General features: G+C 43.3%; 30 protein-coding genes and 2 tRNA genes. 14 read left to right on the forward strand and 18 right to left on the reverse strand.

The features are described from left to right. The first annotated feature begins 199 nt into the window (after positions 1–199). On the forward strand, positions 200–1,510 hold the full coding sequence (thrC, locus tag AC07NA_RS11465) for a threonine synthase (protein ID WP_494897704.1): 1,311 nt from the start codon (positions 200–202) through the stop codon (positions 1,508–1,510). A gap of 295 nt (positions 1,511–1,805) precedes the next feature. On the opposite strand, the gene AC07NA_RS11470 is transcribed toward thrC, so the two are convergent. The 3 genes from AC07NA_RS11470 to AC07NA_RS11480 form a co-directional block, all read right to left on the reverse strand. Then, a complete protein-coding gene (locus AC07NA_RS11470) occupies positions 1,806–2,537 on the reverse strand; it encodes a tyrosine-protein phosphatase (protein WP_494897706.1) in 732 nt (243 codons plus the stop codon). Between the two features lie 84 nt (positions 2,538–2,621). Beyond that, a complete protein-coding gene (gene galE, locus AC07NA_RS11475; protein WP_494897707.1) occupies positions 2,622–3,644 on the reverse strand; it encodes a UDP-glucose 4-epimerase GalE in 1,023 nt (340 codons plus the stop codon). A gap of 4 nt (positions 3,645–3,648) precedes the next feature. Then, positions 3,649–4,629: a UDP-glucuronic acid decarboxylase family protein gene (locus AC07NA_RS11480; protein ID WP_494897708.1), complete on the reverse strand. Its 981-nt coding sequence runs from the start codon at positions 4,627–4,629 to the stop codon at positions 3,649–3,651. A gap of 161 nt (positions 4,630–4,790) precedes the next feature. Here AC07NA_RS11480 and AC07NA_RS11485 point away from each other — a divergent pair, with 161 nt between their 5' ends. Beyond that, positions 4,791–6,011 carry a 3-deoxy-D-manno-octulosonic acid transferase gene (locus AC07NA_RS11485; RefSeq protein WP_494897709.1) on the forward strand — a complete coding sequence of 407 codons (1,221 nt, stop codon included), beginning with the start codon at positions 4,791–4,793 and terminating at the stop codon, positions 6,009–6,011. Here AC07NA_RS11485 and AC07NA_RS11490 read toward each other — a convergent pair whose 3' ends face one another. Then, complete coding sequence (locus tag AC07NA_RS11490; RefSeq protein WP_494897710.1) at positions 6,012–6,515, reverse strand: hypothetical protein; 504 nt, start codon at positions 6,513–6,515, stop codon at positions 6,012–6,014. Between the two features lie 127 nt (positions 6,516–6,642). On the opposite strand from AC07NA_RS11490, the gene AC07NA_RS11495 reads away from it, so the two are divergent. Genes AC07NA_RS11495 through AC07NA_RS11505 form a run of 3 tightly spaced genes read left to right on the forward strand, consistent with a single transcriptional unit; the run spans position 6,643 to position 8,991 of the window. Further along, on the forward strand, positions 6,643–7,263 hold the full coding sequence (locus tag AC07NA_RS11495) for a lysophospholipid acyltransferase family protein (protein WP_494897711.1): 621 nt from the start codon (positions 6,643–6,645) through the stop codon (positions 7,261–7,263). A 1-nt stretch (position 7,264) separates the two neighbouring features. Further along, the gene (locus AC07NA_RS11500; protein ID WP_494897712.1) at positions 7,265–8,353 is read left to right on the forward strand and encodes a glycosyltransferase family 2 protein; all 1,089 of its coding nucleotides are present in this window, start codon (positions 7,265–7,267) and stop codon (positions 8,351–8,353) included. Continuing rightward, the gene (locus AC07NA_RS11505) at positions 8,332–8,991 is read left to right on the forward strand and encodes a carotenoid biosynthesis protein (protein ID WP_494897713.1); all 660 of its coding nucleotides are present in this window, start codon (positions 8,332–8,334) and stop codon (positions 8,989–8,991) included. The genes AC07NA_RS11500 and AC07NA_RS11505 overlap by 22 nt, the downstream gene beginning before the upstream one ends. A 16-nt stretch (positions 8,992–9,007) precedes the next feature. Here AC07NA_RS11505 and AC07NA_RS11510 read toward each other — a convergent pair whose 3' ends face one another. Next, positions 9,008–10,159, reverse strand: a complete 1,152-nt coding sequence (locus tag AC07NA_RS11510) for a redoxin family protein (RefSeq protein WP_494897714.1) — start codon at positions 10,157–10,159, stop codon at positions 9,008–9,010. Between the two features lie 143 nt (positions 10,160–10,302). Between AC07NA_RS11510 and AC07NA_RS11515 the strand changes: the two genes are divergently transcribed. The 4 genes from AC07NA_RS11515 (at position 10,303) to AC07NA_RS11530 (ending at position 12,349) form a co-directional block, all read left to right on the forward strand. Continuing rightward, entirely contained in the window at positions 10,303–10,476 is a 174-nt protein-coding gene (locus tag AC07NA_RS11515) for a hypothetical protein (RefSeq protein WP_494897715.1), read from the forward strand. Between the two features lie 78 nt (positions 10,477–10,554). Then, positions 10,555–10,926 carry a hypothetical protein gene (locus AC07NA_RS11520; protein WP_494897716.1) on the forward strand — a complete coding sequence of 124 codons (372 nt, stop codon included), beginning with the start codon at positions 10,555–10,557 and terminating at the stop codon, positions 10,924–10,926. A 278-nt stretch (positions 10,927–11,204) separates the two neighbouring features. Beyond that, complete coding sequence (locus tag AC07NA_RS11525; RefSeq protein WP_494897717.1) at positions 11,205–11,711, forward strand: hypothetical protein; 507 nt, start codon at positions 11,205–11,207, stop codon at positions 11,709–11,711. A gap of 29 nt (positions 11,712–11,740) precedes the next feature. Further along, a complete protein-coding gene (locus tag AC07NA_RS11530) occupies positions 11,741–12,349 on the forward strand; it encodes an SCO family protein (RefSeq protein WP_494897718.1) in 609 nt (202 codons plus the stop codon). A 66-nt stretch (positions 12,350–12,415) separates the two neighbouring features. Here AC07NA_RS11530 and AC07NA_RS11535 read toward each other — a convergent pair whose 3' ends face one another. From AC07NA_RS11535 to AC07NA_RS11565, 7 genes are all read right to left on the reverse strand, one after another. Continuing rightward, entirely contained in the window at positions 12,416–12,880 is a 465-nt protein-coding gene (locus AC07NA_RS11535) for an SgcJ/EcaC family oxidoreductase (RefSeq protein ID WP_494897719.1), read from the reverse strand. Between the two features lie 167 nt (positions 12,881–13,047). Beyond that, on the reverse strand, positions 13,048–13,956 hold the full coding sequence (locus AC07NA_RS11540) for an OmpA/MotB family protein (RefSeq protein ID WP_345213470.1): 909 nt from the start codon (positions 13,954–13,956) through the stop codon (positions 13,048–13,050). A gap of 160 nt (positions 13,957–14,116) precedes the next feature. Next, positions 14,117–14,572, reverse strand: a complete 456-nt coding sequence (locus AC07NA_RS11545) for a GyrI-like domain-containing protein (RefSeq protein WP_494897720.1) — start codon at positions 14,570–14,572, stop codon at positions 14,117–14,119. 98 nt (positions 14,573–14,670) lie between these two features. After that, positions 14,671–15,282, reverse strand: a complete 612-nt coding sequence (locus AC07NA_RS11550) for a murein L,D-transpeptidase catalytic domain-containing protein (RefSeq protein ID WP_494897721.1) — start codon at positions 15,280–15,282, stop codon at positions 14,671–14,673. A gap of 135 nt (positions 15,283–15,417) precedes the next feature. Beyond that, positions 15,418–15,714: a Dabb family protein gene (locus AC07NA_RS11555; RefSeq protein ID WP_494897722.1), complete on the reverse strand. Its 297-nt coding sequence runs from the start codon at positions 15,712–15,714 to the stop codon at positions 15,418–15,420. A gap of 87 nt (positions 15,715–15,801) precedes the next feature. After that, positions 15,802–16,362 (reverse strand): thioredoxin family protein, encoded by a 561-nt coding sequence (locus AC07NA_RS11560; protein ID WP_494897723.1) that lies wholly within the window; start codon positions 16,360–16,362, stop codon positions 15,802–15,804. Positions 16,363–16,492: 130 nt separating this feature from the next. After that, positions 16,493–17,092 carry an FMN-dependent NADH-azoreductase gene (locus tag AC07NA_RS11565; RefSeq protein WP_494897724.1) on the reverse strand — a complete coding sequence of 200 codons (600 nt, stop codon included), beginning with the start codon at positions 17,090–17,092 and terminating at the stop codon, positions 16,493–16,495. A gap of 535 nt (positions 17,093–17,627) precedes the next feature. On the opposite strand from AC07NA_RS11565, the gene AC07NA_RS11570 reads away from it, so the two are divergent. The 4 genes from AC07NA_RS11570 to AC07NA_RS11585 all read left to right on the forward strand — a co-directional run bounded on the left by AC07NA_RS11570 (position 17,628) and on the right by AC07NA_RS11585 (position 19,412). Beyond that, positions 17,628–18,737, forward strand: a complete 1,110-nt coding sequence (locus AC07NA_RS11570; RefSeq protein WP_494897725.1) for a redoxin domain-containing protein — start codon at positions 17,628–17,630, stop codon at positions 18,735–18,737. 11 nt (positions 18,738–18,748) lie between these two features. Beyond that, positions 18,749–18,821 (forward strand) — tRNA-Cys (locus AC07NA_RS11575). 172 nt (positions 18,822–18,993) lie between these two features. Beyond that, a tRNA-Cys gene (locus tag AC07NA_RS11580) sits at positions 18,994–19,066 on the forward strand. Between the two features lie 22 nt (positions 19,067–19,088). Continuing rightward, positions 19,089–19,412 carry a thioredoxin family protein gene (locus AC07NA_RS11585; protein WP_494897726.1) on the forward strand — a complete coding sequence of 108 codons (324 nt, stop codon included), beginning with the start codon at positions 19,089–19,091 and terminating at the stop codon, positions 19,410–19,412. A 6-nt stretch (positions 19,413–19,418) separates the two neighbouring features. Here the strand turns inward: AC07NA_RS11585 and AC07NA_RS11590 are convergent, their stop codons facing one another. The 4 genes from AC07NA_RS11590 to AC07NA_RS11605 all read right to left on the reverse strand — a co-directional run bounded on the left by AC07NA_RS11590 (position 19,419) and on the right by AC07NA_RS11605 (position 22,699). After that, complete coding sequence (locus AC07NA_RS11590; RefSeq protein WP_494897727.1) at positions 19,419–20,018, reverse strand: thioredoxin family protein; 600 nt, start codon at positions 20,016–20,018, stop codon at positions 19,419–19,421. 111 nt (positions 20,019–20,129) lie between these two features. After that, positions 20,130–21,323, reverse strand: coding sequence for an outer membrane beta-barrel protein (locus AC07NA_RS11595; RefSeq protein WP_494897728.1), 1,194 nt, complete (start codon positions 21,321–21,323; stop codon positions 20,130–20,132). Continuing rightward, positions 21,320–21,937, reverse strand: a complete 618-nt coding sequence (locus tag AC07NA_RS11600) for an RNA polymerase sigma factor (protein ID WP_494897729.1) — start codon at positions 21,935–21,937, stop codon at positions 21,320–21,322. Before AC07NA_RS11600 ends, AC07NA_RS11595 begins: the two co-directional genes overlap by 4 nt. A gap of 63 nt (positions 21,938–22,000) precedes the next feature. Next, positions 22,001–22,699 (reverse strand): DUF4397 domain-containing protein, encoded by a 699-nt coding sequence (locus tag AC07NA_RS11605; RefSeq protein ID WP_494897730.1) that lies wholly within the window; start codon positions 22,697–22,699, stop codon positions 22,001–22,003. A gap of 305 nt (positions 22,700–23,004) precedes the next feature. On the opposite strand from AC07NA_RS11605, the gene AC07NA_RS11610 reads away from it, so the two are divergent. Next, on the forward strand, positions 23,005–25,449 hold the full coding sequence (locus tag AC07NA_RS11610) for a hypothetical protein (RefSeq protein ID WP_494897732.1): 2,445 nt from the start codon (positions 23,005–23,007) through the stop codon (positions 25,447–25,449). Positions 25,450–25,466: 17 nt separating this feature from the next. Here the strand turns inward: AC07NA_RS11610 and AC07NA_RS11615 are convergent, their stop codons facing one another. Both AC07NA_RS11615 and AC07NA_RS11620 read right to left on the reverse strand, forming a co-directional pair. Then, the gene (locus AC07NA_RS11615) at positions 25,467–26,114 is read right to left on the reverse strand and encodes a hypothetical protein (protein WP_494897733.1); all 648 of its coding nucleotides are present in this window, start codon (positions 26,112–26,114) and stop codon (positions 25,467–25,469) included. A gap of 198 nt (positions 26,115–26,312) precedes the next feature. Next, the gene (locus AC07NA_RS11620) at positions 26,313–26,468 is read right to left on the reverse strand and encodes a lmo0937 family membrane protein (protein ID WP_345213484.1); all 156 of its coding nucleotides are present in this window, start codon (positions 26,466–26,468) and stop codon (positions 26,313–26,315) included. Positions 26,469–26,488: the final 20 nt, after the last annotated feature.

Raw genomic sequence — 26,488 nt, forward strand, 5'->3', positions numbered from 1 at the left:
TGACCCACTTATAAATTAAAAGTTAAAATTCAAAAAGTAAAAAGGCATTCTCGTTATGTTAAATTCGAAATTGAACATTCGAAATCCGAAATAAAAACCTTGTCATTGCGAGGGACGAAGCAATCCCGTCGCTGTGCCGACACTTGACAATACAACAATAAACCAAATTCGAAATTTAACATTCGAAATCCGAAATAAAATGAAATTATACAGCACCAATAACACCGCAGCCAGCGTATCATTTAAAGAAGCGGTTTTTAACAGCATGCCGCAGGATAAAGGCTTGTATATGCCGGTAAACATTCCGCAGCTCGATCCGGAATTTATCAGCAACCTGGATAAATACACCCTGCCCGAGATCGCTTTTCGTGTAGCTAAGAACCTGCTGGGCGATGCCGTTCCGGAAGCCGACCTGAAAGCTTTGATAGAAGACGCCATCAACTTTGATGCGCCTGTAGTGGAGCTGGAAGAAGATGTTTACGTGCTCGAATTATTCCACGGGCCATCGCTGGCATTTAAGGATTTTGGCGCGAGGTTCATGAGCCGTATTATGAGTTACTTTTTGGAGGCAGGCGAAAAGCAGCTCGACGTACTGGTTGCCACATCGGGCGATACCGGCGGTGCTGTGGCGCTGGGCTTTTTAGGTGTGCCCAACACAAGGGTGACTATCCTGTACCCTAAAGGCAAGGTGAGTGGCATACAAGAGCAGCAACTAACCACCAACGGCCAAAACATCCGCGCGCTGGAAGTACAAGGCACCTTTGACGATTGCCAGGCCCTGGTGAAACAGGCCTTTACCGATGCAGAACTGAACGCGGAGTTCCGCCTTACATCGGCTAACTCCATCAACATAGCACGGTTGGTTCCGCAAACGTTTTATTACTTTAACGCCTACTCGCAATTATTAAGGCAGGGCAAAAGCAAGGTGGTATTCGCTGTGCCAAGCGGCAACTTTGGTAATATCGGAGCGGGCTTACTGGCCTGGAAAATGGGCTTGCCTATAGAGCAGTTCATCGCCGCTACCAATGCTAACGATACTGTTCCGGCTTTCCTGAAAACGGGTGTGTATGAGCCAAAGCCATCTGTACAAACCATATCAAACGCCATGGATGTGGGCAACCCAAGCAACTGGGTACGTATTGCCGACTTGTTTAAAGAAGATACCGAAGCACTCAAAAAACTGATCATAGGTTACAGCTACGATGATGCCGAAACGGTAACCGCTATTGAGCAGGTATATGACGATTACCAATACGTGGTTTGCCCGCATACCGCTATCGCATGGCAGGCCCTGAAAGACTGGCAGATCCGTAACCCGGAAAATGACGCCGCAGGCGTATTTCTTTCAACCGCCCATCCATGTAAATTCCCGGATGTAATTCCTGCCAAAGTCGCCGCAAAAATTGTAGTGCCTGAAGTAGTAAAAGAACTGGAAGGCAAAGCCAAACAGGCTGTTGAACTATCAACTGATTTCGCTGATTTTAAAGCTTATTTGCTGGCGAATAAGTAACAGGTAGACTTCTAAAGGTTTGACAACTTTTAAAAAGTTGTCAAGGCTTGTACTCATGCAATAAAACTATTTTCATACTTGCGAAGTTTTTAAAACTTCGCAAGTTTACTCTCTCATCTATACTTAAAAAACGTGTCAATTGCGAGGGCTCTCTTGTTCCGCCGTGAAAATCTCTGCGTGCTCAGCGGTTAAAAACTCAGCTACCTCAGCGGTTGAAAAAAGCAACCAAGCATAACGAAGAAGATCTTTCACTACGTTCAAGATGACAGGGTGAATGGATGTCACTAAGCCTCGCTTACAGCAACAACTTATTCTTCAGCGGATAATCGAACAATACCTTTTCAAGATACGGCATGCGTAGCGCTTCTTCAAAGGCGGCGGCGTGGCGCGGGTGGTGCATGTCGCTGGATATAAAATCAACCATTTGGCGGTCTATCAATTCTTCGGCTATTTTTTTTGAGGCTTTACCGAAGTATCCGGTGAGCGATATGGTGTTGAGTTGCAGGTCGCAGCCTTCGTCGTGGATGCGCTTGAGCTGATCAACGCTCATGTACAGGTAACGTTCGGGGTGAGCCAGTATTGGCCTGTACCCTACTTCGCGCATGCGGCGGATCATTTCTAAAATATTACCGGGCATACTTAAAAACGACAGTTCGAACAGCACGTATTTGTCGCCCATTGTCATTGCGCGGCCTTCATTTATGGCTTGTTCAAAATTCTCGTCGAAGTAATGTTCGGCAGCGGCAGATATGGGGATGTTGATCTGCTCTTTTACAAGGGCCGCCTTTAGTAGCTGTAAAGCGTTATTGATGGTTTCGGGCGTGTTGCGGTAATAATCGGCCATGATGTGCGGCGTAGCGATTATTTTGCTGATACCGAGACTCATCATCTTACGAATCAGTATTATCGAATCTTCAGGGGTTGGGGCACCATCATCAATACCCGGCAAAACATGCGAGTGCATATCAACCGCCACCGTTTCATAATTAAACGCGGCAACCTTCGGTTTCCTGAAAAAATCAAACATAGTGGTATGGCGCGCGGCAATTTTGTAGGCGCCTTATATTATTTATTAGCCGGTAATATAACCAATATTACCGGCTAATAGTTTTTATAGCGGATTTTGAGAAATGTATTTTTCCCATGCCCATGCCGATGACATCATGGCATCCAGTTCAAGCTCGGTTTTCCAGCCCAACTTTTCGGTTGATTTGGTAACGTTGCCCCAAACTTTCTCCACATCGCCTTCGCGCGGCGAACCAATTTCGTAGTTCAGTTTTACACCGGTAGCCTGCTCAAAAGCAGCGATCACCTGTAAAACGGTACTGCCTGTGCCTGTGCCCAGGTTAAACACATCGTAACCTTTAAAGCTTTCCTGCTCCATCAGCTTAAGTGCCGATACGTGCGCTTTGGCCAAATCAACCACGTGAATGTAATCGCGTACGCAGCTGCCGTCAGGGGTATCATATTTATCACCGAAAACGGTCAGTTTTTCGCGTTTGCCTATAGCTGTTTGCGTGATGAAAGGCACCAGGTTTTGCGGTACGCCAATTGGCAATTCGCCTATCAGGGCGCTTTCGTGCGCGCCAACCGGGTTAAAGTAACGCAGGGAGATCACTTTGTAATCGGTACCTGAAGCTACCATGTCGGTCAGTATTTCTTCGGCTACCTGTTTGGTGTTGCCGTAAGGTGATTGTGCCGGTTGTACCGGAGCATCTTCAGTAACAGGCAATATTTCCGGCTGACCGTATACGGTGCAGCTTGAAGAAAATACGAAGTTTAAAGGTTTGCCATAATAACCGTTAAGCAGGTTAATAAGCGAGTAAAAGTTGTTGCGGTAGTATTTTAATGGCAGTTTAACCGATTCGCCCACAGCTTTAAAAGCCGCGAAGTGGATAATGCCGGCAATGTCGTTTTCGGTAGCTACCAGGTTTGCTACGGCTTTCTCGTCGCAAAGGTCAACCTGGTGAAAAACCGGTTTGTAACCGATGATCTTGGTTAGCTGATCTAAAATTTTAGGGTTAGAGTTTGAAAGGTCGTCAACAATTACGGGTTCATAGCCCGAGTTTACCAGTTCAACCACCGTGTGCGAGCCTATGAAACCTAAGCCGCCGGTTACTAATATTTTTGCCATTAAATTATTTATTATAGTAAGTGAAATCCTTGTGTCGTATTTCTTTCTCGGGTAAGGATTTAAAATAATCCAATGTGATCTTTAAACCTTCGCTACGCGACACCTTCGGCTCCCAGCCCAGTATGGCTTTTGCTTTGGTAATATCCGGACGGCGCTGTTTTGGATCATCAACCGGGAGCGGCAAACTTACTAATTTTTGGTCAGTACCGGTCAATTTTATAATTTCTTCTCCAAATTGTCTTATCGTTATCTCATCGGGGTTACCAATGTTCACCGGCTGTGCATAATCGCTGAATAATAAGCGGTAAATACCTTCAACCAAATCATCTACATAACAAAATGAACGGGTTTGTGAACCGTCACCAAACATAGTCAGCGATTCGCCCCTTAAAGCCTGACCGATGAATGCAGGCAATACCCGGCCGTCATTCAACCGCATCCTTGGGCCGTAAGTGTTGAAGATCCGGATGATGCGGGTTTCTAAACCATGGAAGGTGTGGTAAGCCATGGTGATAGCTTCCTGGAAACGTTTGGCTTCATCATATACACCACGCGGACCAACAGGATTTACGTTACCCCAGTATTCTTCGGGTTGCGGGTTAATGTTCGGGTCACCATATACTTCTGAGGTAGAAGCGATCAGCATTCTCGCGCCTTTTACTTTGGCTAAACCAAGCAGGTTGTGTGTACCTAATGAACCTACCTTCAAAGTCTGGATCGGGATCTTCAGGTAATCTATCGGGCTGGCCGGTGATGCGAAATGCAGGATATAGTGCAGATCGCCGGGAACGTGTACAAAGCTGGATACATCGTGGTTATAAAACTCGAAATTCTCCAGTTTAAACAGGTGTTCTATGTTACGCAGGTCGCCTGTTATCAGGTTGTCCATACCAATTACATGGTAATCTTCTTTGATAAACCTGTCGCACAGGTGCGACCCTAAGAAGCCCGCGGCCCCGGTGATCAGTATACGCTTTCTTGACATATTGGTATTTTTATTTTAGATGTTATACACTAATACCTGTTAATATCACCCTCTCGTATCCCTGTAAAGCCCACCGTTTAACAGCTATTATTTTCGCAGATGTTTTATAAAATTAATGTTCTTACTTTTATCCCCTACGAATATAATAATTCGTTTATTAAATGATGTTACTATATAATTTAGGGGTCAGGTTATATTATCTCGCTGTTTATATCGCTTCGTTTTTCAATAAAAAAGCAAAGCTATGGATAACAGGCCGCAAGAACCAAACCGTTATACGTTGCCAGGATAGTATATGGTTTCACTTCGCTTCGCTGGGCGAATTTGAGCAGGGCCGCCCTGTGCTGGAGAAGATGCGCGAGCAGCACCCGGGCCGTAAAATAGTAGTCACGTTCTTTTCACCCTCAGGCTACGAAATAAGAAAGAATACGCCTCTTGCCGATGCCGTTTATTATTTGCCCTTAGATACCCCCTCCAACGCCCGTAATTTTATTGAGACTATTCAACCTACACTGGCAGTATTCACCAAGTACGAATACTGGTATCATTATTTTAAAGCGCTGCATCAGCGGAACATTCCATTGTATATTGTATCGGGCATATTCAGGCCGAAGCAGGTATTTTTTAAATGGTATGGCGGGTTGCACCGTAAGATGTTAACTTTTGTGAGCCACTTTTTTTTGCAGGATGAACGCTCAACACAATTATTGCAAGGCATCAACATAACCAATACTACCGTAAGCGGCGATACCCGGTTCGACAGGGTGTGGGCCAACGCCCAAACTCCACGCGACCTGCCGGTGATCAAAAACTTTATTAACGGTAAAAAGGCCTTTGTTTGCGGTAGCACCTGGCCCGAGGATGAAAAGTTACTGGCCGGACTGGTAGCCGCCTACCCCGACTGGAAATTTGTAATAGCCCCGCATGAAATTGGCGAAGAAAAGATAAGCCGTTTATTGAGCGTACTGCCACAAGGCGCGGCCATCAGGCATTCGGAACTGGTAAAACAGGTGGAGGCCTACAACCAGCAACACGCCATTCTTATTATCGACAATATCGGGATGCTGTCGTCGCTCTATCAGTACGGGCGCATTGCTTACATTGGTGGGGGCTTTGGCGCGGGGATACACAACACGCTGGAAGCCGCGGCTTTTGGCCTGCCGGTAATATTCGGTACTAATTATCAAAATTTTAAAGAGGCCTGCGATTTGATAGCCCTGAAAGGCGGGTTCAGCATCAGTAACGAAACAGAATTAATAGCTACTGCGAAAAAGCTTACAGGCGATGCCGCGTTTTATGAACAAAGCAGCGCTACCGCAAGCCGGTATGTAGATGAGCAAAAGGGCGCTACCGAAAAAATATTAAAACTAATAACGGTTTAACTAACGGGGGCAAATGACGTTACGGTGCAGGTTGGCTGCGTTCCAGTATTGTAGCATGGTTTCGTGTATTACGGTGGCCTTGTTGTTTAACATGCGTGTACCAATCACCAGAGGGCTATGGTACATTAGTTTTGACAAGCTATACGGTAAATAACCCAGCATGGTAACTGGTCTTAAAGCTTCAGCATCGTGCAATTCAATAGAGATCACGCCCGAGTCAAACAAATGGATCTTCTTAATTTCAGTCCAATCTAAAGTGCGGTTATCGGTATTATTGATCAACTGATGTTCATTCATCTCTAATGCTACCGCATTTTTAAAAGCAGGCACTACGTTACGGTAAATGATGGTTAACAATATGCCCGCCATTATAAAACCGGCTACGTATGGTGTCCAGGTATGCGCGGTAAGGTCTTTCCGATAACTATAACTGTATGCTGCCAGTAAGCCTATTTCTGCTACCGCTAACGCACAGGCCATAAATTTACTATAGGTTACTTTCATTACGCTGCAATCCTTTTTTATAAAGTTAAGCTAAAGTTGGCATCCTGCAAATAAATACCGGCGATTATTTATCGCTTTAGCCTGTAATTGTTAATATTGCCCTTATGGCCTCACCAACCGGCACTGCATGATACCCGCAAAGAACAACTCCCTCATCCACTGGTTTTTCCACCGCTATATTAACAGGCTGGTGGTTAAAAGCTTTGCTGCCGTAAATTATAATACGGTTGAGGTGGCCAATGATAAGGCCGTACTGCTGATAGCCAATCATTTTAGCTGGTGGGATGGCTTTGTTATGTATTACATTAATACCCGGCTGTTCAAAAAACGTTTCCATGTAATGATACTGGAAGAAACCTCGCGCAAGGTATCCTTCTTTAAATATATGGGCGGCTTTTCGGTATCCAAAAACTCAAAGGATATAGTGGCTTCGCTGGATTATGCCGCCGGTTTACTGAACGATCCGCAAAATTTGGTGCTCATATTTCCGCAGGGTAAACTGTACTCTAACTTTTTGGATAATATTATTTTTGAGAAAGGGGTGTTCCGTATTATGCAGCGGGCTGGTAAAAACTTCAGCCTAGTATTTGCCGCAACTTTTATAGAGCACCTGCAACATAAAAAACCAACAGCAAACGTTTACATTAGTAACAGCGATAGCCAATTTGCAACTATCGGTAATTTACAGCAGGCCTACCGGCAGCATTACGATGCGGCACGGCAGCAGCAAACACAAATAGTTTTATAACGTGATCATAGCCATATACGTAACGCTTTTTTTTGTCATTTTGCGCTTTGCTGTAACCCTGTTCAATTTCCTGTCGAACCCAAAACTCCCGCATATAGCGCACCAATACAACGCGCTGGTATCAATACTCATACCCGCGCGTAACGAGCAGGGCAATATTTTAACGCTCCTTCAATCCATCGCCGGGCAAGATTATCCGAATTACGAAGTGCTCATCCTCGACGATAACTCTACCGATGATACATACCGGGTATGCAGCGATTTCGCGGCAAACAACTCCCGGTTCAGGGTAATAAAAGGCAAAAAATTAAGCGACGATTGGCTGGGCAAAAACTTCGCCTGCCATCAATTGGCCAAACAGGCCCGTGGCGAATACTTTTTATTTTTAGATGCCGACGAACAGGTTAACCGGCAGCTCATCAACAGCGCGCTGCACCGCATGAAACTAAACAAGCTGGCATTGTTAAGCCTGTTCACCAACCAAACCATGCTTAACCCCGGCGAAAAAGCGGTAGTGCCGCTGATGCATTACATTTTGTTAAACCTGCTGCCTTTGCGCCTGGTGTATTTGTTAAAAACACCATCTGTAGCGGCAGCCAGCGGGCAGTTTATGTTGTTTGATGCCGAAGTTTACCGCAGGCACGAATGGCACAAAACAGTGCGTAACAAGGTAGTGGAAGATGTGGAGATAATGCGTTGTGTAAAAGCACAGAAATATAATGGCGAAGCTTTGTTAGCCAACGGGATGGTCAGTTGCCGCATGTATAAAAGCAGGCAAGAGGCGATCAATGGTTTCGGGAAGAATTTTTTGGCAGCTTTCAACTATAGTATACCGGGCTTTTTGCTGTACATAACGCTTTTGGTGGGCGGTCCGCTTATTGTTATTATGGCCTTAAATTTTCAGCTAATGTTTATGATGATAGGCCTCATTGTACTTACCCGCATTATGATCTCGCTGCTGGCCGGGCAAAATGCCTTAATGAATGTATTGTTGCACCCTGTGCAGATGCTTAACCTTGCCGTCATCGCATTTACCTCCATTCAGAAATACCTTACCAAAACCACCGTATGGAAAGGCAGGCGGATATGAACGGGCAACGCCTGGTAAGCAACAAGATATTGATCATCATAGTGGCATTGTTCCACTTTGTGGGCTTGATCGGCTTTGCCATGCCTGCTTTGGTACCCTTGTTTTTGCAGCTGGTGCCCTTTCATTTGCTGTTGATGCTGGTTGTGCTGCTCTACAGTCATGAGAGTTTTAGCGGGAAGTTTTTGTTATTCGCCCTGCTCATTTTCATAGCCGGTTTTACTGCGGAATGGATAGGCGTACATACCGGCCTGCTGTTTGGCAGTTACGCCTACGGTAAAACGCTGGGCACAAAATTGTTTAATATCCCGCTGATGATAGGCGTAAACTGGTTCTTGCTGGTTTTTGCTGCCGGCACTGCATTGCAACATTCGGGCATCAAACAACCTGTAATTCGTATTGCCCTTGGCGCGGTTGTATTGGTGTTGCTGGATTATTTGATTGAACCCGTAGCTATCCGATTTGATTACTGGCACTGGCAATCGGCCAATATTCCGCTCAAAAATTATATCTGCTGGTTTTTAGTAAGCGCGCTGATGTTGGCTGTATTTGAGCTGTTCCGCTTTAAAAAACAAGGACTTATTGGTTTAGCCTTATTGATCGCGCAGTTTGTGTTTTTTATTGTTTTGCGTTGGGTGTAGTTAATTTAGCAAACCATCATTGCATCACCTCATCAAGCTTTTTTTCCACCATATCTTCGTTTCCCGTGGCAAGCAATACCTTTCCGGTTTTATCAAGCAATATGTAAAATGGGATATAGTCAACATTATATAAAGTGCTTACTTTTCCCGGAGTGCCTGAAGGGCGCTCGTCTATTACCTGTATCCAGGGCATTTGCTCCTTATCAAGCGCTTTTTCCCAATCATTTGTAAGTCTATCACCAGATACACTCACAATATTAAAGCCTTTCGCATGGTATTTTGTGTATAGTTTTTTCCAATTAGGTATAGCTTCCCGGCATGGTACACACCAGCTGGCCCAAAAATCAATCAGTGTAAAATTGCCTCTTGTTGCTGAAAGACTGAATTTGCTTTTATCCCTTTGAAGTAAAGTAAATTCGGGCGCGGTTGCATTTACTTCTCTGTTTTTCTGAGTGGCTACTTGTGATGTTAAAACTTTGTAATAAACAGATTCTTTTGCCGCGCCGGAAAATTGATCGAGCATAAATTGCAAATCAGACGGTGGCGTGCGATTGAGTTCGGTAAAAAGGCGATAAAATTCAGAATACACATAAACACCCGGCACTGATGAAGGATACTGATGAATATAGTTTTTGATCCACTTTCTTTGCCCGGCTACTAATATCTGCCCTACCGAATCAATTTTTTCCTTGGTATGCGGAGTATTGTTGCTTCGCATTTCCTGGTATAAGGCCATTAATATTGGAAAGTATTTATCCTGATTGGTTTCCCTTTTAAACTGATTGTAGATATCACTCGTTTTTGAACCGCTTTCTTTTATCTCCCATATTAAAGCATGATGCTCTTTGCCCGCATATTGATGTTGTGCTCCGGTAGTATCTATATTATAAGTGATATTGGCATTTTCTACAAATGCCTGAAATGACCAATTTCCGGGTGTAATGATAAACACGCGCCTTTCAGGCAGGCTAATCTTTCCTTTCATAGTAAATTTGCCGTTTACAAGCTTTGCACTGTCGACAACGGTTGTTTTATCAAACGACAACATTTTTATTTTGCCCGTCTGAATCCCGTTTACAGTTCCGTTGATTTGGTAACCGGTTTGGGCATTTACATGTACCGTAAAAAGGATGAGTAAAAAACTGAATATCAGGATGTGTTTTTTCATAAGAAAGGTTATTAGGTTGATTGCCATTGCAGACAGTTAAAAATAGTAAATTATCGGCAAATCACTCCTAATAAATTGGTATAACCTCACCTGCTTCTCAAAACTATATCCCTTACTTGGGGTTGTATAACAAACGTTTTATTATGAATAACTTTTTCAGAGGAATTATAGCTGCCTGGGGCGCTAAAAAACTGGGTGGCGGCTGCTTTTCAACAATTGTTATCTTTATTATTATTTACGTGGCGCTGGGCCAATGCAACCGCTCACATGCAACAACCCCGTCGCACAAAAGCGTGGCTGTAGAAAGATCACGTTAAGATTTCTTTTTTAGGGTATTCCGCAAATTACATAGCTATGCGGTATTAAATTAAAAACTATATACCTTTGCCGCACTAATGCTGCAACGCTTACTTACCATATGCCTCATTTTTACGCTGATCGGTTCAAACTTTTCGCGTTTTTTTGTTTGTGCGGGTTACGAGGTAAATAAGCAATACATTATCAATAACCTGTGTATAAATAAGGCCCGCCCCGAGTTGCATTGTAACGGCCGGTGCTACCTTGCCAAAAAGCTTAAACAAGCCGAAGAAAAAGAGAAAAAGCAGGAACGCGAAGATCAAAAGAACCGTTATCAGGAAGCGCTTACCACACGTAAGCTGAGCATTAGCTTCAAAACGCCTGTTTATAAAATAACATATCCGCAAAGCCCCATCAAAAGCCCGGTTAACAGGGCATCGGGCATATTCCATCCGCCACAGGTAGGCTGATTTCTTCAAATATTTATTGTCGATGATATGCGGATGTTTGCACTTGCATTTTTGCATGCGTCATCCCGTGTCCTTTAAGTTAAGGCAGCTTGCATAGGCAACTCACCCCGACTACGCTACGCTGGTCGACCCTCTCTGCGCGGGCGCAAAGAGGGTGAAAATAAGAAAACCCTTCTTTGCGCAGCAGAGAAGGTGGTCGGGCGCAGCCAAAGCCGGATGAGTGAAATTAACCGGGGGATGCTCCATCATTATTCTATTTCTAATATTAACAAACAACCATGAAACTATTTAAAAACCATATAATAGCCACTCTAATTTTAGCCGCAGCGCTATTACAAGCCTGTACCAACGAACCCGATTACAAGGAAAGTCGCCAAAAGGTGCTCGACCTGCACGATAAGATCATGATAGACGGCGAACGGGCCATGAATAACAAAATGAAGCTGGATACTTTGGCTCAAACCGGTTTGTTGGCTTTGAAAAAAGCACATCCCGCTACAGATACCATCGCCATAAAACAACAAATAACAGTGCTGGTAAAAGACCTTGATGCTGCCGACGATGAAATGAACAATTGGATGCATGCCTTTAATGCCGATGTGCAAGGTAAAAGCAACGCCGAAGCCGCCAAATATTTTGATGCGGAAATGCTGAAGGTAAAAAAGGTAGACAGCCTGTACAAAAAAGCCATTGCTGCATCTGCCGGTTATTTGAAGCAGTATAATATTAAGGCCGATACCACTGCCGGTACGGGTATGGCTCATCATCATGATATGAAAATGTAAGGATGATGAAACAACTGATATGTTTATGCATGGCGGTAACAATTTTTGCCGCCTGCAAACCTAAGCAAGCCAAACTGCCCATTTATGGCAGCCGCGAAGCTGTAGAGAAAGTAATAGATGGCAAAACGGTTACCGATACCGTGTACAAAACCATCCCGGCCTTCAGGTTTTTAAACCAGGATAGCACCATGATAGATAATCATTTGTTTGATGGTAAAATTTACGTGGCCGATTTCTTTTTTACCTCATGCCCTTCTATTTGCCCCATTATGCACCGTAACCTGTTAAAGGTGTACGAAAAATATAAGGATAATAAAAACGTAATGCTGCTATCGCACAGTATCGATTTTAAGTACGATGTGCCGCATGTGCTAAAAGCTTACGCCACCAAATTAGGCATAAGCGGACAGCAATGGCAGTTTGTGCATGGCAGCAAGGAAGAAATTTACGGACTGGCACAACGCGACTACCTTGTAAGTGTAAGTGCTGATGCTAAAGCGCCCGGTGGCTACGTGCACCAGGGTTATTTGGTATTGGTAGATAAGCAGAAAAGAGTACGCGGCGCTTATGATGGCACCAAAGAGGAGCAAACCGAACAGTTGATGAAGGATATGGATATCCTTTTGCAGGAAGAATAGTATAAACGCACATAGCACAGTTAGGCTTTAGGGCCGCTGTGCTCATGGTGATGCAGGGTTAGGAGGTTAACTTTTAAATATCTTCATCAGCCATTTTGCAAACGGACTGAATTTTTTAATTCGGCAATTGTGGAACGAGGCCAGGCGCCATTGATCGTCATCTTCACGCACAAATATTGAGGTGGTGATTGACCGGCGACTTGCGGGCGCTTCTTTTTGCCAGCGTAGCTTAATGGCCCCGGTAGCTATAACAACGGCGGTATCGTCATTTAAAAAACGGGCTTCTGTTACCTGTACTTCAAGCCTTGCCCCCCTGAAAAAGAAACTGTTCATCAGTTCCTCATGGGTTTTAACATAGGCATAGCGGCCTTTTAAATGATCGCCGTTAAAGGTGATGTAATTGCAATCGGGTGTTAAATATGCAGCGGCGCCTCTAAAGTCGACGGTTTCAAAGGCTTTGCAAATGCGGCTATTTATTTTTAGCACAGCTTTTATATCCTGTTCCATATCGGTGCTTATCATGTTTTTCATGATGTAAAACTATATCAAGCGGGCTTCGGCATGAAAAACAAAACGGTAAGCGAGGGCTAATTATCGGTGAACGAGGGGTGCTGTCGGTACTTCGGCGAAATTATCGCACAAAAAAAGCCGTTTTGCGGCTGCAAAACGGCTTTTTGTATAGAATGACGTTCTTGTAATTATTGTTTTTGCTGATCTTGCTGAACCGGCTGCGCTGGTTGAGCAGGCTGTGCCGATTGATCGGTTGATTTACCTATCAGGTCCATAAACTGATCAAGCTTAGGCGTAATAATAATTTGTGTACGGCGGTTCTTAGCTTTACCGGCTTCGCTGCTGTTATCAGCAATTGGGTTATACTCGCCGCGGCCACCTGCTGTTAAACGTTTAGGATCAACAGCATAATTGGTTTGCAACGCGTTAACTACTGATGCAGCCCTTAACGAACTCAAATCCCAGTTATTACGGATATTGGTTTGTTTGATTGGCACGTTATCGGTATTACCCTCTATCAGTACATCATAACCTGAATAGTCTTTGATGATTTTGGCAATTTTTGATAAGGTAGCACCGGCCTTGTCAGATATTTCATAACTGCCCGATTTGTAAAGCATGTTATCGGCAAGCGAAATATAAACCACGCCTTTTAATACCTGCACGTCAACATCCTTCATCTCGTCGCGACTTAACGAGCGGGTAAGGTTGTTGGTTAGCACCATATTAAGCGAGTCGCTTTTGTTTTTGGTATCAACCAGTTGTTTAATGTATTTGTTGGATGCATTTATTTCGTCAACCAGTTTGGCTATGTTGATACTGCCCTGGTTATTACCCGATAAACATTTGTTTAAGGCAGATTGCAAACCGGCCGAATTGGCTTTTTCAGAAGCTATTTGTTCTTCGAGACTGCTTATCCTGCTATTGGCCGCTGCCAGCGATTTTTCGCTTAGCAGGTATTTCAGGTTAAGGTCGCGGGTTTTATCCTGCAACTGCGTGTAATTGCCCTGTAGTTCATTGTATTTTTTACTACTAACGCAGCTTGATGTTGCCACTGCCACAATCAGCATCAGGGGTAACGATAAGTGAATTTTCATAATCTGTTTAGTTGTTGAATAATTGATTATAATCCATTTATAATCAGCAACGATTATAACAAAGTAAAACCGATAATGTTTAAACTATATTAATGTGTGACAAATAAGCGACTATTGAGCCGGTTCTGTTGGCAATAAACGACAATCGGAGAGAGAAATTTTACTCCACCCCTATAAAAATATCAACCTGCACCTCGCCGTCGGCAGTATTTTCACCGTAAACTTCAAAATCGGCTATGTAGTTTCGGGGAATGTCCGATTCCCATATGCGGGTCCACATGGCGAAAACCACGCCGTCTTCAAATTTTCCTTTCGCATTAAAATTGGTGTATTTACCCACGTCAAATGCCTTACCGGTAAGTCCCGGTGGGATGTTGTCCAGGTTATCTACCTTAAAACCTAATAAGGTGGTATAAGGCTTGGTATAATCGCCCTCATAATCGGTATAGATGCAGTATATAGCGCTATCTACCTTTCCCGGTACGCGGGCAATAATGTTCTCTCTCATAAAACGGCTCCATAATTTGGGGATGTCGATGCCTGATTGTCCGTTCTGGTTAGTGGTACGAATAGCGAGCCCGATTATGTTAAATTTTTCTAATTGTGTGGTTTCCATATTTGTGATGTGTATTAGGCGGGCAAAGGTCGCGCGGGTAGTGACAACCCTGTGTCAGCAGTCTGCATATATTCTATCCAATAGGAAAAAAAGATAGGTCAGTTATAGATCCACATTAACATGCGCTTCTTTTGCTTGCGCAGCAAAGCGTCGGTCAGCTTCATTACACTGTTTGATACTGCGGGCCAGCCCCAGCCTTCGGGTGTGCCACCCGGATATACTTCCTGCTCGGGCACCTGCTCCCAGGAGTGGAAAACGATTTGCCGGCCAAGGGCATTGCTGTTGCTGTTTTCCAAACCAGCTAAAAAATATTTTACATGGATCCCCCAGGCACTGTAGGCCCGCCCGTCTATCCGGTACTTACCCAGGGCCGTGCAATGGCTGCCATCCAGATTACTGAACTCCGGCCTGTCTTTAGACCATATCCCCGACCACGGACTACTCCCGCAGCCATGGCTTACCATGCCCGACAAGTGGATCCTATCGGCACGAAAATCCCATACCACAAAGCGCTTTACGCCCGATGGCAGGTTCATATCAATCAAAATACAATAACGGGTATTATAGCCCTTGCGCTTACAAAAAGCGAGTGCCTCCTTTGCCTTTTGACGAGTACGGGCTGTATCAATATGTGGTGTAGCAGCATCTGTTTTTATCCACGACAGGCAGCATACAAATAATAAAAGCAGGATGAGGTGATGTGTTTTCAAGTATTTAGGTTATTGAGCCCCGCATTAAAAATAGTCAATTTGGGCAATTAGTTGATCATCGTAATTTGTTATAAATAAAAAGCGGGCTGATAATTTGAGATTATCAACCCGCTTTTATTGTTTCTTGCGATGTGCTTATTCGGCATCGTAAATAACTACCTTTTCAAAGTACACGCGAAACTCATCCAAAAATGCTTTGTGCAATGGGTGTACCTGGTAAACATCGTGTGCGGCAAGGTCTTCAAAAAATAAGGTAAGACTGAATGTGTAAGTAATATCAACAACCGCGCGCTCAATAGCGGCAGGTGTACCTACGTGGAACGCTTTAGCTACTTCAATAGCTTGCAGCGATTCTAACCCTTTACGAAATGCTTGTTTCTGATCTTCAGTGGTATCGGCTTTAAGCCAGAATAAAACGTGGTGTACTATCATTATGTTTGTTTTTCCAAATGTAGTAATTCGGCATTTATGGCTTTTACATGTATTGAAATTTTACCCGTTTATTGATAGTACAACGGCTTAGGCCTGCTTATTTTTCGCGAAGCGTTTGCCAATTAAGGTAAGCTGATCTTTAGAAAGCTTTGAGGTTGATTGAAGGATATTCAGCAGAAAGGCCACCTCGCTATCGGCGGCAGGACAGCCGATATTTTGCCCGTAACTATTTACAGAAGCACCTTTAGAACGGATTTGGCTATCGGCCAGTTTAGTGCCTTTGGCATCTGCAACTACCCAAAATGGCAGGCCTGCTTTTTCGCCCTGGTATTTGGTAAGTATGTCTATCGCACCCGGGTTTTCAAGTTCTTTTTTGTTGGGATCTTCCATCAGGTCGAGGTATACCACTACATAATTATCATCAATCAGTTTCTTAACCGATTCATCATTGATTGATGCCTCGAACTTTTTGCACCACTCGCGGGTTGATGACTGAAAAACAATGATTACGTTTTTGTTCTCTTTGGTCGCCTGCGCGTAAGCCTGCTTCATTACATCATTTGCCGATGGTTTAGCGGGTTTTGTTGTACAAGCGGCTATGCATAAGCTTAAAACCAGCATTATGCTTAAAAATAAGGTTCTCTTCATGTTTGCGATTGTTTTTCGCAAGCTACTAAAATGCAAGCGCCTTTGAATGAGTAGCTGTTATACAAAAACCGAACAAAAAAAGGGAACAGCCTAAGCCATTCCCTCACCTCTTAACATGAAAACAATATATTTAAACAGCAATGCTGTCAATAGCTTTATCTAAAGCGGTAGCCTGAAAATCGGCTACTGAAAAACCTTCAGCGGTAACGAAGGTAACATCCGTCATACCCAAAAAGCCTAACATAAATTTAAGGTACGGGCTAATGAAATCGGCAGTTTTGTAAGCGCCTTCGCTGTATACACCTCCTGTAGTTACTGCAACGTATACTTTTTTGCCTGTCAATAAACCTTGCGGACCGTTTTCGGTATACTTAAAGGTAACACCTGCACGGGCAATATGGTCTATCCATGCTTTCAGGGTTGATGATACACCGAAGTTGTACATTGGCGCGCCAATTACTATGATATCGGCATCCATAATTTCCTGGATTGATTCGTTTGAATGTTTGATGGCTGCTTTGTTAGCATCCGTATGTTTTTCGGCAGGAGTGAAAAACGCTGCAAGATGCGCTTCTTCCAGATGCGGGAAAGGATTTTTAGTAAGATCTTTTACCTGTACAACCGCTGCCGGATCTTTCTCTCTCAATTTATCTACAATAGCATTACCCAGTTTAATACTGTTTGATGCTTCGCCGCGAGGGCTTGAAATGATATTTAAAATCTTTGCCATTTTAAGTCGTGTTTGTTTAGTTATAAATAACAGTACAAACATACATGTTTAAACATCTAATTTGTCATCTATTATTTTAGATGACGATTACATGATATGGCAACTTTTTAATGACAATTTGAAAGCTGATTATTATCCCTGCGAAGAGCCGATAAAACAGGTTCTCATTCAGTTTTTCGAGTGAAATTGAAAGTGTATTTTCGTTAAATGAAAAAATAATAAGCAGATTATCAGGAAGAAACAAAATGAACGATGCAAATGTATACTATATCTATAGAATTTATATACATTTGCATTGTGATTATGAAGAACAACGCTTTTACAGCAGAAAGCTACGATATGAAAACCAGGTTTGCAAATTACGCCTCATTTATGTTTAACAACGCCGCTCATTATTGTTGTTGCTGAAACCGGTTGGTAATTAACCCTTCGCATACCATTCCCGGTATGCTTACGCATCCACATCGTTTTATTCACACAGTTTTTTATGAAAAGAAGCATCATTACAGCCCTCTTGCTATCACCTGCAGCATTAATGGCACAAAACATAACTTATAACATTAACGGCAGCATCGGCAAACTAAACGCGCCGGCAAAAGCATTTTTAAGCTACCGCAACGATGCCGGTAACGTAACCGATTCGGCCATTATACAACAAGGCGCATTCAGCTTTAAGGGCACTTTGCCGGAAGCCGTTAAAGCCAACCTGATCATCGCCCATGAGGGCGAAAGTTTAAGGCAGCTGAAAAAAGCCGACTACTTACCGGTATACCTCGAAAACGGGAATATAAAGATCAGCAGTAGCGATTCGGCAGCCAAAGCAACAATTATCGGCGGAACGCTAAACAAGGACAACCAGCAACTGGCAAAAGTATTAAAACCTTACAGCGACAAGTTAAAGGCCGAAGCCACCGCTTTTTACGGATTGCCTAAAGAACAGCAGACTGCCGAAGCAGAAACCGCCTTTGATAAACGTACCGAAGAGATAGAAGCCCAACAAAAAAGCGTACTGGTGCCATTTATTAAAAGTCACCCTAACTCGCTTATCAGCCTCGATGCCTTGAAAACACTGGGTGGCTATTTTCCTGAAGCATCAGAAGTTGAGCCATTGTATAGCGCTTTATCGGCAACAGTAAAAAAATCTAAAGCAGGCGAACAATACAATAAATGGCTGCAAGGCTGGAAACAAACGGCGATAGGTGTACAGGCCCCGGCGTTTACACAAAACGATAAAGATGGCAATGCCGTAACCCTGGCATCATTTAAAGGCAAATATGTATTGGTTGATTTTTGGGCATCGTGGTGCGGCCCTTGCCGTCGCGAAAACCCCAACGTGGTAAAAGCCTACAACCAATTTAAGGATAAAAACTTCACTATACTGGGCGTATCGTTGGATAGCAAACGCGAAGCATGGCTGAAAGCGGTGGAAGACGATCAGTTGAACTGGACACAGGTTTCAGACCTTAAATACTGGAAGAATGAAGTGGCCGAACTGTACGGTGTAAGGGCCATACCGCAAAACTTTTTGCTCGATCCTGATGGTAAGATCATAGCCAAAAACCTTACCGGCGATAAATTAAACGAGAAACTACAACAACTGTATAATACCAACACAAATACCGCGGCCAAAACAGGCAGCAGGTAATTGTAAACAAAAGGTCGGGTGGCCGAGGGGTTAGGCAGAGGTCTGCAAAACCTTGCACGACGGTTCGAATCCGTTCCCAACCTCACCATTTAATAAATGGTGGTAGTATCATATTGCACAAGTGGTGGTTCTTTGTGCAACCAGAAGTTAATCCGGCTTGCAGCCGGGTTACTTCTTTCTTTGAAAAAAATCAGAAACTATTAACTGACCTCAATAGTGCCGGTATGCCTGCAAAGGCTGCCGGCTTAATTTAAATGGCAGGGTGGCCGAGCGGCTCAGGCAGAGGTCTGCAAAACCTTTTACAACGGTTCGAATCCGTTCCCATGCCTCACAACAGTAAATGCGTTAACAATGGCATTAACAGAAATAACCGACGAAAACTTCACCTCGTTAACCGGTTCCGGAAAATTAGCGTTAATTAGCTTTTGCGCCGGCTGGTGCAATTCGAGCAAGATGATTGGCCCGGTACTGAATGATCTGGCCAACGAAGTAAAAGAGAATATACTGATAGGCCGGGTGAATGTGGATGCCAGTCCCGGCATTTCAAAGCAGTTTGGTATTAGCAGCGTACCCGCTTTGTTATTCTTTAAAAACGGGGTGGAGATTTACAGGCAAATAGGAGCCGCGCCCAAAGATGTTATAAACGCCAAACTGATCAGCTTATCAAAGTCTTAAGAGCTATTAATTCGAACCTTTAGCAGGCACAGGAGTGGGCTTATTTAGCGCGAAACGCTTACCTATTATGGCAAGTTGTTCAGCATTCAGGCTTGAGGTTGCTTTTAGTATTTCTAAAAAACGGGCCACTTCGCTTTCTTCTGCCGGGCAACCAATATTTTCACCATAAGTATCTAAGGCGGCACCACTTGGCCTGATTTGACTATCAGCCAGCTTATTGCCTTTGTCATCGGCAATGAACCAAAACGGAAGTCCTGATTTTTCTCCTTTATATTTAGTCATTAATGCCAGTGAGTTCGGGGTTTCCAGGTCTTTTTTATCAGGCTGTTCCATCACATCAATATATGCAATCACATAATTATCATCGAACATCTTTTTTATCGCCGGATCATTAATTGAAGCTTCCATTTTTTTACACCAGCCGCACCATGAGGCATGAAAAATAACTAATACTTTTTTATTCTCCTTCTGTGCTTTTTCACCAACATATTGCATTATGCCTTCGGCAGATCGTTTTCCAATTGATTGCCCTTTTTTTGCCTGGCCAAAACCGGTCATGTTAATTGCAAAAAATAATAGGGAAACTAAAATGAGTTGCTTTTTCATATAGAATAGGTGATTTTAATGCAAGCTAACAAATTATTGGCAGATAACTCATGCGCACAAATATCACTCACTATTTATACAAAATGTAAAGGTTAATAAAGTAGCGTTTATCTAAAAATCAACCTTAATGCGTAACCCGCCTTGTACCAGGTTGAGCTTTTGCTCGGAGTAACCGCTTACGGGCACTTTAACATAAGGCTCAAACGATAAGGTATTGCGGTTATTGATCTTCTGCTGAAAACCTACCGACAGATTGTAAAGGCCTACATATTTGTTTTGCTTCAACTTTTCATCGGGCACCGACTCGGTTGATACCTCGGTACGGCTAACGGTTTCAACGCGTTGTTGTCCGGCTGCGTCGAAGTAAGTATTAAGCACCGACAGTTGCTGACTGTATTTTAACGATTGCTGCTGCGATAATATAGAGTATGCCGATACCCCAACCCGCGCGTAGATCTTTTTATTCACCTTGTATTGCAGCTCAAGCGGAATATCGATACCGGCCATGCTGGCTTCGGCGCCGTCAAGCATTCTCGCATTTTTATCCATTATGCCTGCCGCCGGTGATATCTTTTTGGCACCGCCAAGTTCATTGTAGTTGATACCTGTACTAATGGCCAGTTTATTGTTGATGGCATATGATACCTGCGTACCTAAATTTAAGTTTGCTTTTGAACGGGTATCTAATGCCTGGCCAACCATCAGCCCGAAGCTCCATTTCTTTTCTCCTGCTGTTACAGGTTGTTGCTTACGGGTTAACTGAGCTTCTTTCTCCAGGTATTCTTCCATGCTCATTTTTTTACGGGCAGGTGTTTTCACTACCGATGGGGTGTTGCTGCCGCTATTTGCAGCCACCGGTACCGTAGCTATATATTGTTGCGTATCTGCCGTTGATGGCGTAACGCTTGCGTTATCTTCAATGTTAATTACCTGCGCTTTAACCACAGGATTTGTATGGCGAACAAACTGAGGCCTGGTAACTACCGGGGGTTCGGCGCGTTTGATTGTTTGCTGAGGCTCCACCTTTGTTGCCTGGGGAACAATAACTTGTGAAGGCTGCTTGTTTGTTTTTTGTATTACAGCAGCTACCTGAGCATTGTTCTTATCATCTTGTTTGGCTATTTTATCGGGCAGCAGTAAAAAGGCTATTGCTAATATAGCAGCCGCGCTTAATACCCTTCTCCACAGTATTATTTTGTTGCGCTTGTTTTTGCGTTCCTGAAACTCTTCCCATGCGCCGGGCCTGTAATCAAAATCCAGATCACTCAGTTCGGCTTTTATATGTTCTATCAATTCGTCTTTCATGCTCCTGATCTGTTAAGTGTTTGCTGATAAAGCGCGCGCAAACGCTCTTTGGCACGGGCCAGGTAAACGCGGCTGTTCTTTACCGGTATGTTAAGTTCGGTAGCGATCTCCTCATGTTTAAATCCTTCAATTTCGTACATGTTAAATATTACTCTTTGTATTTGCGGCAGGTTATTCAATAGTTTGAGTATATCCTGCGCGTTCATTTTATCAACCACGGTAACGTGGTCGGTAAGGGTATGCATCTCGGTCAGCTCGTCGGTAGCCTGGTTGTTTTTGGCTATCCGTAAAAAATCTATCGCCGTTCGCGAGCCTATTCTTGCTATCCAACCCTTAAAAGCCTTCAGCAGGTTTTCGGGGTCTTCGGGATGAATGAACATCCTTATATTTTTAAAGATCTTTATAAAACTATCGTTCACCAGTTCTTCGGCCTGGCTCACATCATTATTATACCTGATCACCACCCCCATCAGGTAGCCGTAAAATGATTTATATACCCACTCGCGGCATTGCTCATCATCGCTCAAACATCCAATAAGAATATCGTCAAGCTTTTTTATGGGCTTCACCTTGGCCTGGCTTTTAAACTTGAACAACAGCGCTGCGGATTTCATTTAAAGATCAAAAGCCACCCTTAATTTATTTAAGGGTGGCGGGGTACTAAAAGGGGTATTTGCTTATTTGTTTGTAATTACTTTTACAGCCAGTTTAGTGCTGTCGGTAGCGGCTTTAAGGCCTTTTGCCCAAATAGTGTAGATCTTACCTTTTTCAATTTTTACTTTCTCTACTTTGGCAATTACCTCAGTTTTGGTGTTTTCTTTGATCTCGAAAGTAAGCTCGGCACCAGGAGTAACACCAGTAAACGCGGTTGACTCTTTAAACGCTGTTTTAGTGAACACGTTAGTTTCTACGCCTTTGATACCTAAATCTAAAGAACCGGCATCAGGGCTTAAGTTTACAAAACGTACATTGGCTTTGTCAGCAGCAGGAGCGGTAAGGTTGTCTTCGGTTAATACGAATACCGGTTTTGTAGGCACATCAGCAATGTATAATGAGTAGTATTTGTTGGCTTTCAACTCCAGGTTTGATTTTACCATTACACGGCTCGAATCTTTTTTAGTAATGCTGAACTCGTAAGTGTTGGCAATAATTGCACTGTAAGGAAATGCAGTACCGAAAGTAAGCGCCCTTGCATTCGCTTTGGTTCCGTTGATTTTTAAAGTAAGTTCAGGGCTGCCCGGTGACGCGTGAACCACGGTTAAAGCAGCTTCGCTTGGTGCAGGCAAATCATTCTTATCATCGCTGCAAGCGGTAACAGTTAAAGCAATAGCAAACAGGGCAGCAGCCGGTTTCAAAAAGTGTTTGAATTTTTTCATGTGTATTTATTAGTCTTGTTTGTTTACCTGATAAAACGGGAGCTACAGGCAAAGAGCAACAGCACTAATTAAATTTTTTAATTTAATGTTATCCGGGCAGGATGAAGAGGGAGGAACAACCAGCGGAATATCGTTTAAAAACATACAGGCACTTTAACCGAAAATGGATTCCTTTTATTGCAGGTACTTAGCTGATGTCCGTCAATGTGGCAAACGCGTGACAAGTAACTTACCGGTGTTAAGTAAGACGCATACTGCGTTTTCGAAAAAGTATTTTATAAATTTAAACCTGTTAAAACAACCTTATGAGAAACGCTTTCCGGATTATCATCTTTAATTTGATGCTATTGCTTTTTTCGGGGAATCTGTACGCACGCACCGGCACCGATAGCCTGGAGGCATTATTAAAGAATTTTGAATACTATTCGTTAAAAAAATCGGCGTCTTTATTGTTCGTTCATTTTGATAAAACGGTGTATACTAAAAATGAGCAGGTATGGTTTTCGGGTTATATGTTATCACCAAACCAGGAGGGTGTTAACCATGAGGCACTTTCGGTAGTATTAATACGCGATGCCAATCATCAAATAATAATGCAGGATAAGTTTGCCATGGCAAGCGGGCTCGCTTTTGGCAACATTTTGCTTAGCGATAGTATTGCGCCGGGCAATTATCACTTTATTGCTTATACCAATGTGCTTAATAAAGAGGGTAAACCGTTAGATGTTTTTTCGCAGGCCATTACGATTAAAGCCCCTACAGAACAAACTTTTAATGCCACTATGCGAGTGCTTGATACTGCAAACCGCTTTGTGGGCCCGTTATCGGTACTGGTTAATGTACGTTATAAAGATGACAGGCCAATAACTAACGCCCGCTTAACATATACGCTGGGTAATGAGAAAAAGGTGCGGGTTAAAACCGATGATATGGGCCAGTGTATTATCAGCATACCGCGCGAAAAACTGGGGGCTGATACCAGTAGCCTGTTACAGGCTAATATTAAGGTAGATAAGGAAAGTCAGAATATAAGTTTGGGTTTGCCGGTTGTTAAGAGCGCGATTAAAATAGGCTTTTACCCTGAAGGGGGGAATTTGGCGGCGGGTTTAACCAACACCATAGGCTGGGAGGCCAAAACAATTTTAGGGCAACCGCTGAAGCTAACCGCTGTTATATACAAGGATGATAAACCCATTGAAACCATTAATACGAGCGCTTATGGTATTGGCCGGTTTAAACTATTGCCGCTTACGGGCAGTAAGTATTATATAAAATTAAAAACCAATATCCCGGGAGCCGATTCTGTTTATGCCCTGCCACAGGCATTGCCGGGTAAAATACAGCTTAGTGTAGTTAATGCGCTGTGTACCGATTCTGTAAGGGTTTTGCTGAGTAGCGCGCTAATGCAAAGTATTTCAGTTATTGTACATAATTATACCGAAGTGTTTGGCCGTACCGTGCAGAGGGTATCAAAGAAACCTACATTACTCAAAATAGCGTTAACTGATCTGCCTAAAGGTTTATCGACCATAACGGTGCTTGATTCATTGGAGAGGCCTTTGGCCGAGCGGATCTTCTTCGCCCATTATGGCCCATCGCCGGGTGTTAGCATCACATCTGAACGGCAGCAATACAATACCCGCGAAAAGGTAAATTTGAAGTTTAAGCTTAAAAGGGATACCTCGGGCAATCCGGTCAGCGGCTTTGTCTCTATTGCCTGCGTGCAGGAAAACCGTATTGAAAAGGCTAAACAAACAGATATTGAAAGCTATATTTATTTTAACCATAACCTGGAGGTCTTACCACCCAGCCCGCAAGGCCGTGCGTATAATGACAAGGCTTATCTTGAAGATATTTTACTGGTTAAAGGCTGGCGCAAATATAAATGGGACGAGCTCCTGCAAACCACTGCCGCCGATACCGCGCAGGCTAATAAAACCCTTAATTTTACCGGGGCCGTTACCTACTACAGCAAGCCCTTAAAAAAGCCACTATCGTTAACCATATTACGAGATAGCATTGCCGGTTTGGTATTTACTGACAGCACCGGAAAATTTGAGTTACCCCCCCGGGAATTGTTTGTACAGCAGGACCATAAGGTAATGATGATAACTAATGGCAAAGCGATGGAGAATTACGCGATATCTTTAAACGACCCATACCTACCCGTAAACAGGGAATTATCGCAGCAGCAAAAATTTGTTACCGTTGCCTATAGCTCAACCGAGCAAAGTACCGAAGCATTAAAGCTGAATGGGTTTGAAAATGCCATTAACCTCAAAGGTGTAGAAATAAGAGGGGCAAGCACATTGAATGGATTGAATAGCGCATTGAAAAACACCTGCGGCGATTATGTATGCTCTTTCGGTATCTTAAACTGCCCTAACCACCCCTTTGGCGGTACTATACCCGAAAAGAACAAACAATACAGAACGGTCATCGCGGGCAGATTAGAAACCATAATTTACACCGGATGCAAGGAGGTTGAAAACAAACACATGCAAATTTTGAAAGGCATTTATATGGCCAAAGAGTTTTACGGGTCAGACTATGCACAATACAGCCCTGCCGAACCGGAGTACTTTTCAACCATCTACTGGAATCATGGTGTAGCGATCAACTCCGAAGAAGAAACCGCTATCTCTTTTTACGCCAGCGACGTAACCGGGTCATTCAGGGTAATTGTGCAGGGTTTTTCAGATAAAGACCTGGTATACGGTGAACATTCTTTTAGCATAAAAAAGCCCTGAATATATGGAAGAACCGCCTATTTGTTGCAGAACTCAATCAGTTTTATCAAATCGTCGGCTTTATTAAGGCTGATGCTATTATCCTTCGCAAAGGTTTCAATTTGCGCCTCTTTACCCGGAAATTGATCTGCTATCTTTTTTACGGAAGTAAGCGGGATAAATTCCATGCCTTTTTGCAGCCAATATTTATTATCGGGTTGAAGCACATAACCTTCGGGGATTTGCAAAGCGTAGGGATCAACCTTTGGCTGTTCTTTTTTCTTAAGGTTCTGACCTACTATTTGCCCGTTTTCGTTGGCTTTCGCACCCTTTACAGCACGGTTCTTATATTCTACAAATAGTGCCACCGGAGTATTGGTCAGTTTTTCAAAATAAACCTGCCTGGCCGGTATGAACTTTCGTTTGTTCAGGTAAATAGTATCGATAATACCAGCCTGATCAAGCACCAGCTTTTGTCCGTCTTTTTCAAACATCATTTCCTCAGTGATAGTATTATAGTTGAGCGATGCTTCAAGCGATGCCCCTCCCTTTTGCAACACGGTACCGGTTACAAATTCAGGAAAAACGTAGGGTGATAGCTTGCCGCTCTGGGTATCTTGTGCCAACGCGGTAACGCTTATAAATAAAGAGGCTATGCCAGCTACACAGTTTTTGTTAAATTTCATATACAATGCCGTTTAGGGGTATAACAAATATATAACCTCTGAGTTATCACGCAATAGATGGTATTATTTTGTTACGCTGTAATGTCTTTATCCCGATACTAATCTTAAATAAATTCTGCTTTTATCCAGGCTCACCTGATACCAACTAAAAAGGGCCATGTAAAAACACGGCCCTTTCAATAAATTTTACCCGGCTGTTTATATAGCCGTTGGTCTTCTGATAACGCCCAGTAACAGTGCTATAATAGCGATTACCAATAAGGCATGTATCAAACCAACTGCCGAATATGCAAATACTCCGATTGCCCATCCAATTATCAGGATCACAGCAATAATATACAATAGAGATCTCATAGCTTTTTAATTTTAGTTAA

The sequence above is a fragment of the Mucilaginibacter sp. GW821-FHT07G05 genome (assembly GCF_059418565.1).

Bases quoted from the DNA above. Each gene is read 5' to 3' on its own strand.
- AC07NA_RS11560 (WP_494897723.1), bottom strand. From the start codon at position 16,362: ATGAAGAGAACCTTATTTTTAAGCATAATGCTGGTTTTAAGCTTATGC.
- AC07NA_RS11480 (WP_494897708.1), bottom strand. From the start codon at position 4,629: ATGTCAAGAAAGCGTATACTGATCACCGGGGCCGCGGGCTTCTTAGGG.
- AC07NA_RS11595 (WP_494897728.1), bottom strand. From the start codon at position 21,323: ATGAAAGACGAATTGATAGAACATATAAAAGCCGAACTGAGTGATCTG.
- AC07NA_RS11540 (WP_345213470.1), bottom strand. From the start codon at position 13,956: ATGAAAATTCACTTATCGTTACCCCTGATGCTGATTGTGGCAGTGGCA.
- AC07NA_RS11565 (WP_494897724.1), bottom strand. From the start codon at position 17,092: ATGGCAAAGATTTTAAATATCATTTCAAGCCCTCGCGGCGAAGCATCA.
- AC07NA_RS11615 (WP_494897733.1), bottom strand. From the start codon at position 26,114: ATGAAATTTAACAAAAACTGTGTAGCTGGCATAGCCTCTTTATTTATA.
- AC07NA_RS11495 (WP_494897711.1), top strand. From the start codon at position 6,643: ATGATACCCGCAAAGAACAACTCCCTCATCCACTGGTTTTTCCACCGC.
- AC07NA_RS11555 (WP_494897722.1), bottom strand. From the start codon at position 15,714: ATGATAGTACACCACGTTTTATTCTGGCTTAAAGCCGATACCACTGAA.
- AC07NA_RS11545 (WP_494897720.1), bottom strand. From the start codon at position 14,572: ATGGAAACCACACAATTAGAAAAATTTAACATAATCGGGCTCGCTATT.
- AC07NA_RS11520 (WP_494897716.1), top strand. From the start codon at position 10,555: ATGCTGCAACGCTTACTTACCATATGCCTCATTTTTACGCTGATCGGT.
- AC07NA_RS11610 (WP_494897732.1), top strand. From the start codon at position 23,005: ATGAGAAACGCTTTCCGGATTATCATCTTTAATTTGATGCTATTGCTT.
- AC07NA_RS11515 (WP_494897715.1), top strand. From the start codon at position 10,303: ATGAATAACTTTTTCAGAGGAATTATAGCTGCCTGGGGCGCTAAAAAA.
- thrC (WP_494897704.1), top strand. From the start codon at position 200: ATGAAATTATACAGCACCAATAACACCGCAGCCAGCGTATCATTTAAA.
- AC07NA_RS11510 (WP_494897714.1), bottom strand. From the start codon at position 10,159: ATGAAAAAACACATCCTGATATTCAGTTTTTTACTCATCCTTTTTACG.
- AC07NA_RS11535 (WP_494897719.1), bottom strand. From the start codon at position 12,880: ATGAAAAACATGATAAGCACCGATATGGAACAGGATATAAAAGCTGTG.
- AC07NA_RS11525 (WP_494897717.1), top strand. From the start codon at position 11,205: ATGAAACTATTTAAAAACCATATAATAGCCACTCTAATTTTAGCCGCA.
- AC07NA_RS11505 (WP_494897713.1), top strand. From the start codon at position 8,332: ATGGAAAGGCAGGCGGATATGAACGGGCAACGCCTGGTAAGCAACAAG.
- AC07NA_RS11585 (WP_494897726.1), top strand. From the start codon at position 19,089: ATGGCATTAACAGAAATAACCGACGAAAACTTCACCTCGTTAACCGGT.
- AC07NA_RS11485 (WP_494897709.1), top strand. From the start codon at position 4,791: ATGATGTTACTATATAATTTAGGGGTCAGGTTATATTATCTCGCTGTT.
- AC07NA_RS11470 (WP_494897706.1), bottom strand. From the start codon at position 2,537: ATGTTTGATTTTTTCAGGAAACCGAAGGTTGCCGCGTTTAATTATGAA.
- AC07NA_RS11600 (WP_494897729.1), bottom strand. From the start codon at position 21,937: ATGAAATCCGCAGCGCTGTTGTTCAAGTTTAAAAGCCAGGCCAAGGTG.
- AC07NA_RS11570 (WP_494897725.1), top strand. From the start codon at position 17,628: ATGGCACAAAACATAACTTATAACATTAACGGCAGCATCGGCAAACTA.
- AC07NA_RS11530 (WP_494897718.1), top strand. From the start codon at position 11,741: ATGGCGGTAACAATTTTTGCCGCCTGCAAACCTAAGCAAGCCAAACTG.
- AC07NA_RS11605 (WP_494897730.1), bottom strand. From the start codon at position 22,699: ATGAAAAAATTCAAACACTTTTTGAAACCGGCTGCTGCCCTGTTTGCT.
- AC07NA_RS11490 (WP_494897710.1), bottom strand. From the start codon at position 6,515: ATGAAAGTAACCTATAGTAAATTTATGGCCTGTGCGTTAGCGGTAGCA.
- AC07NA_RS11620 (WP_345213484.1), bottom strand. From the start codon at position 26,468: ATGAGATCTCTATTGTATATTATTGCTGTGATCCTGATAATTGGATGG.
- AC07NA_RS11590 (WP_494897727.1), bottom strand. From the start codon at position 20,018: ATGAAAAAGCAACTCATTTTAGTTTCCCTATTATTTTTTGCAATTAAC.
- galE (WP_494897707.1), bottom strand. From the start codon at position 3,644: ATGGCAAAAATATTAGTAACCGGCGGCTTAGGTTTCATAGGCTCGCAC.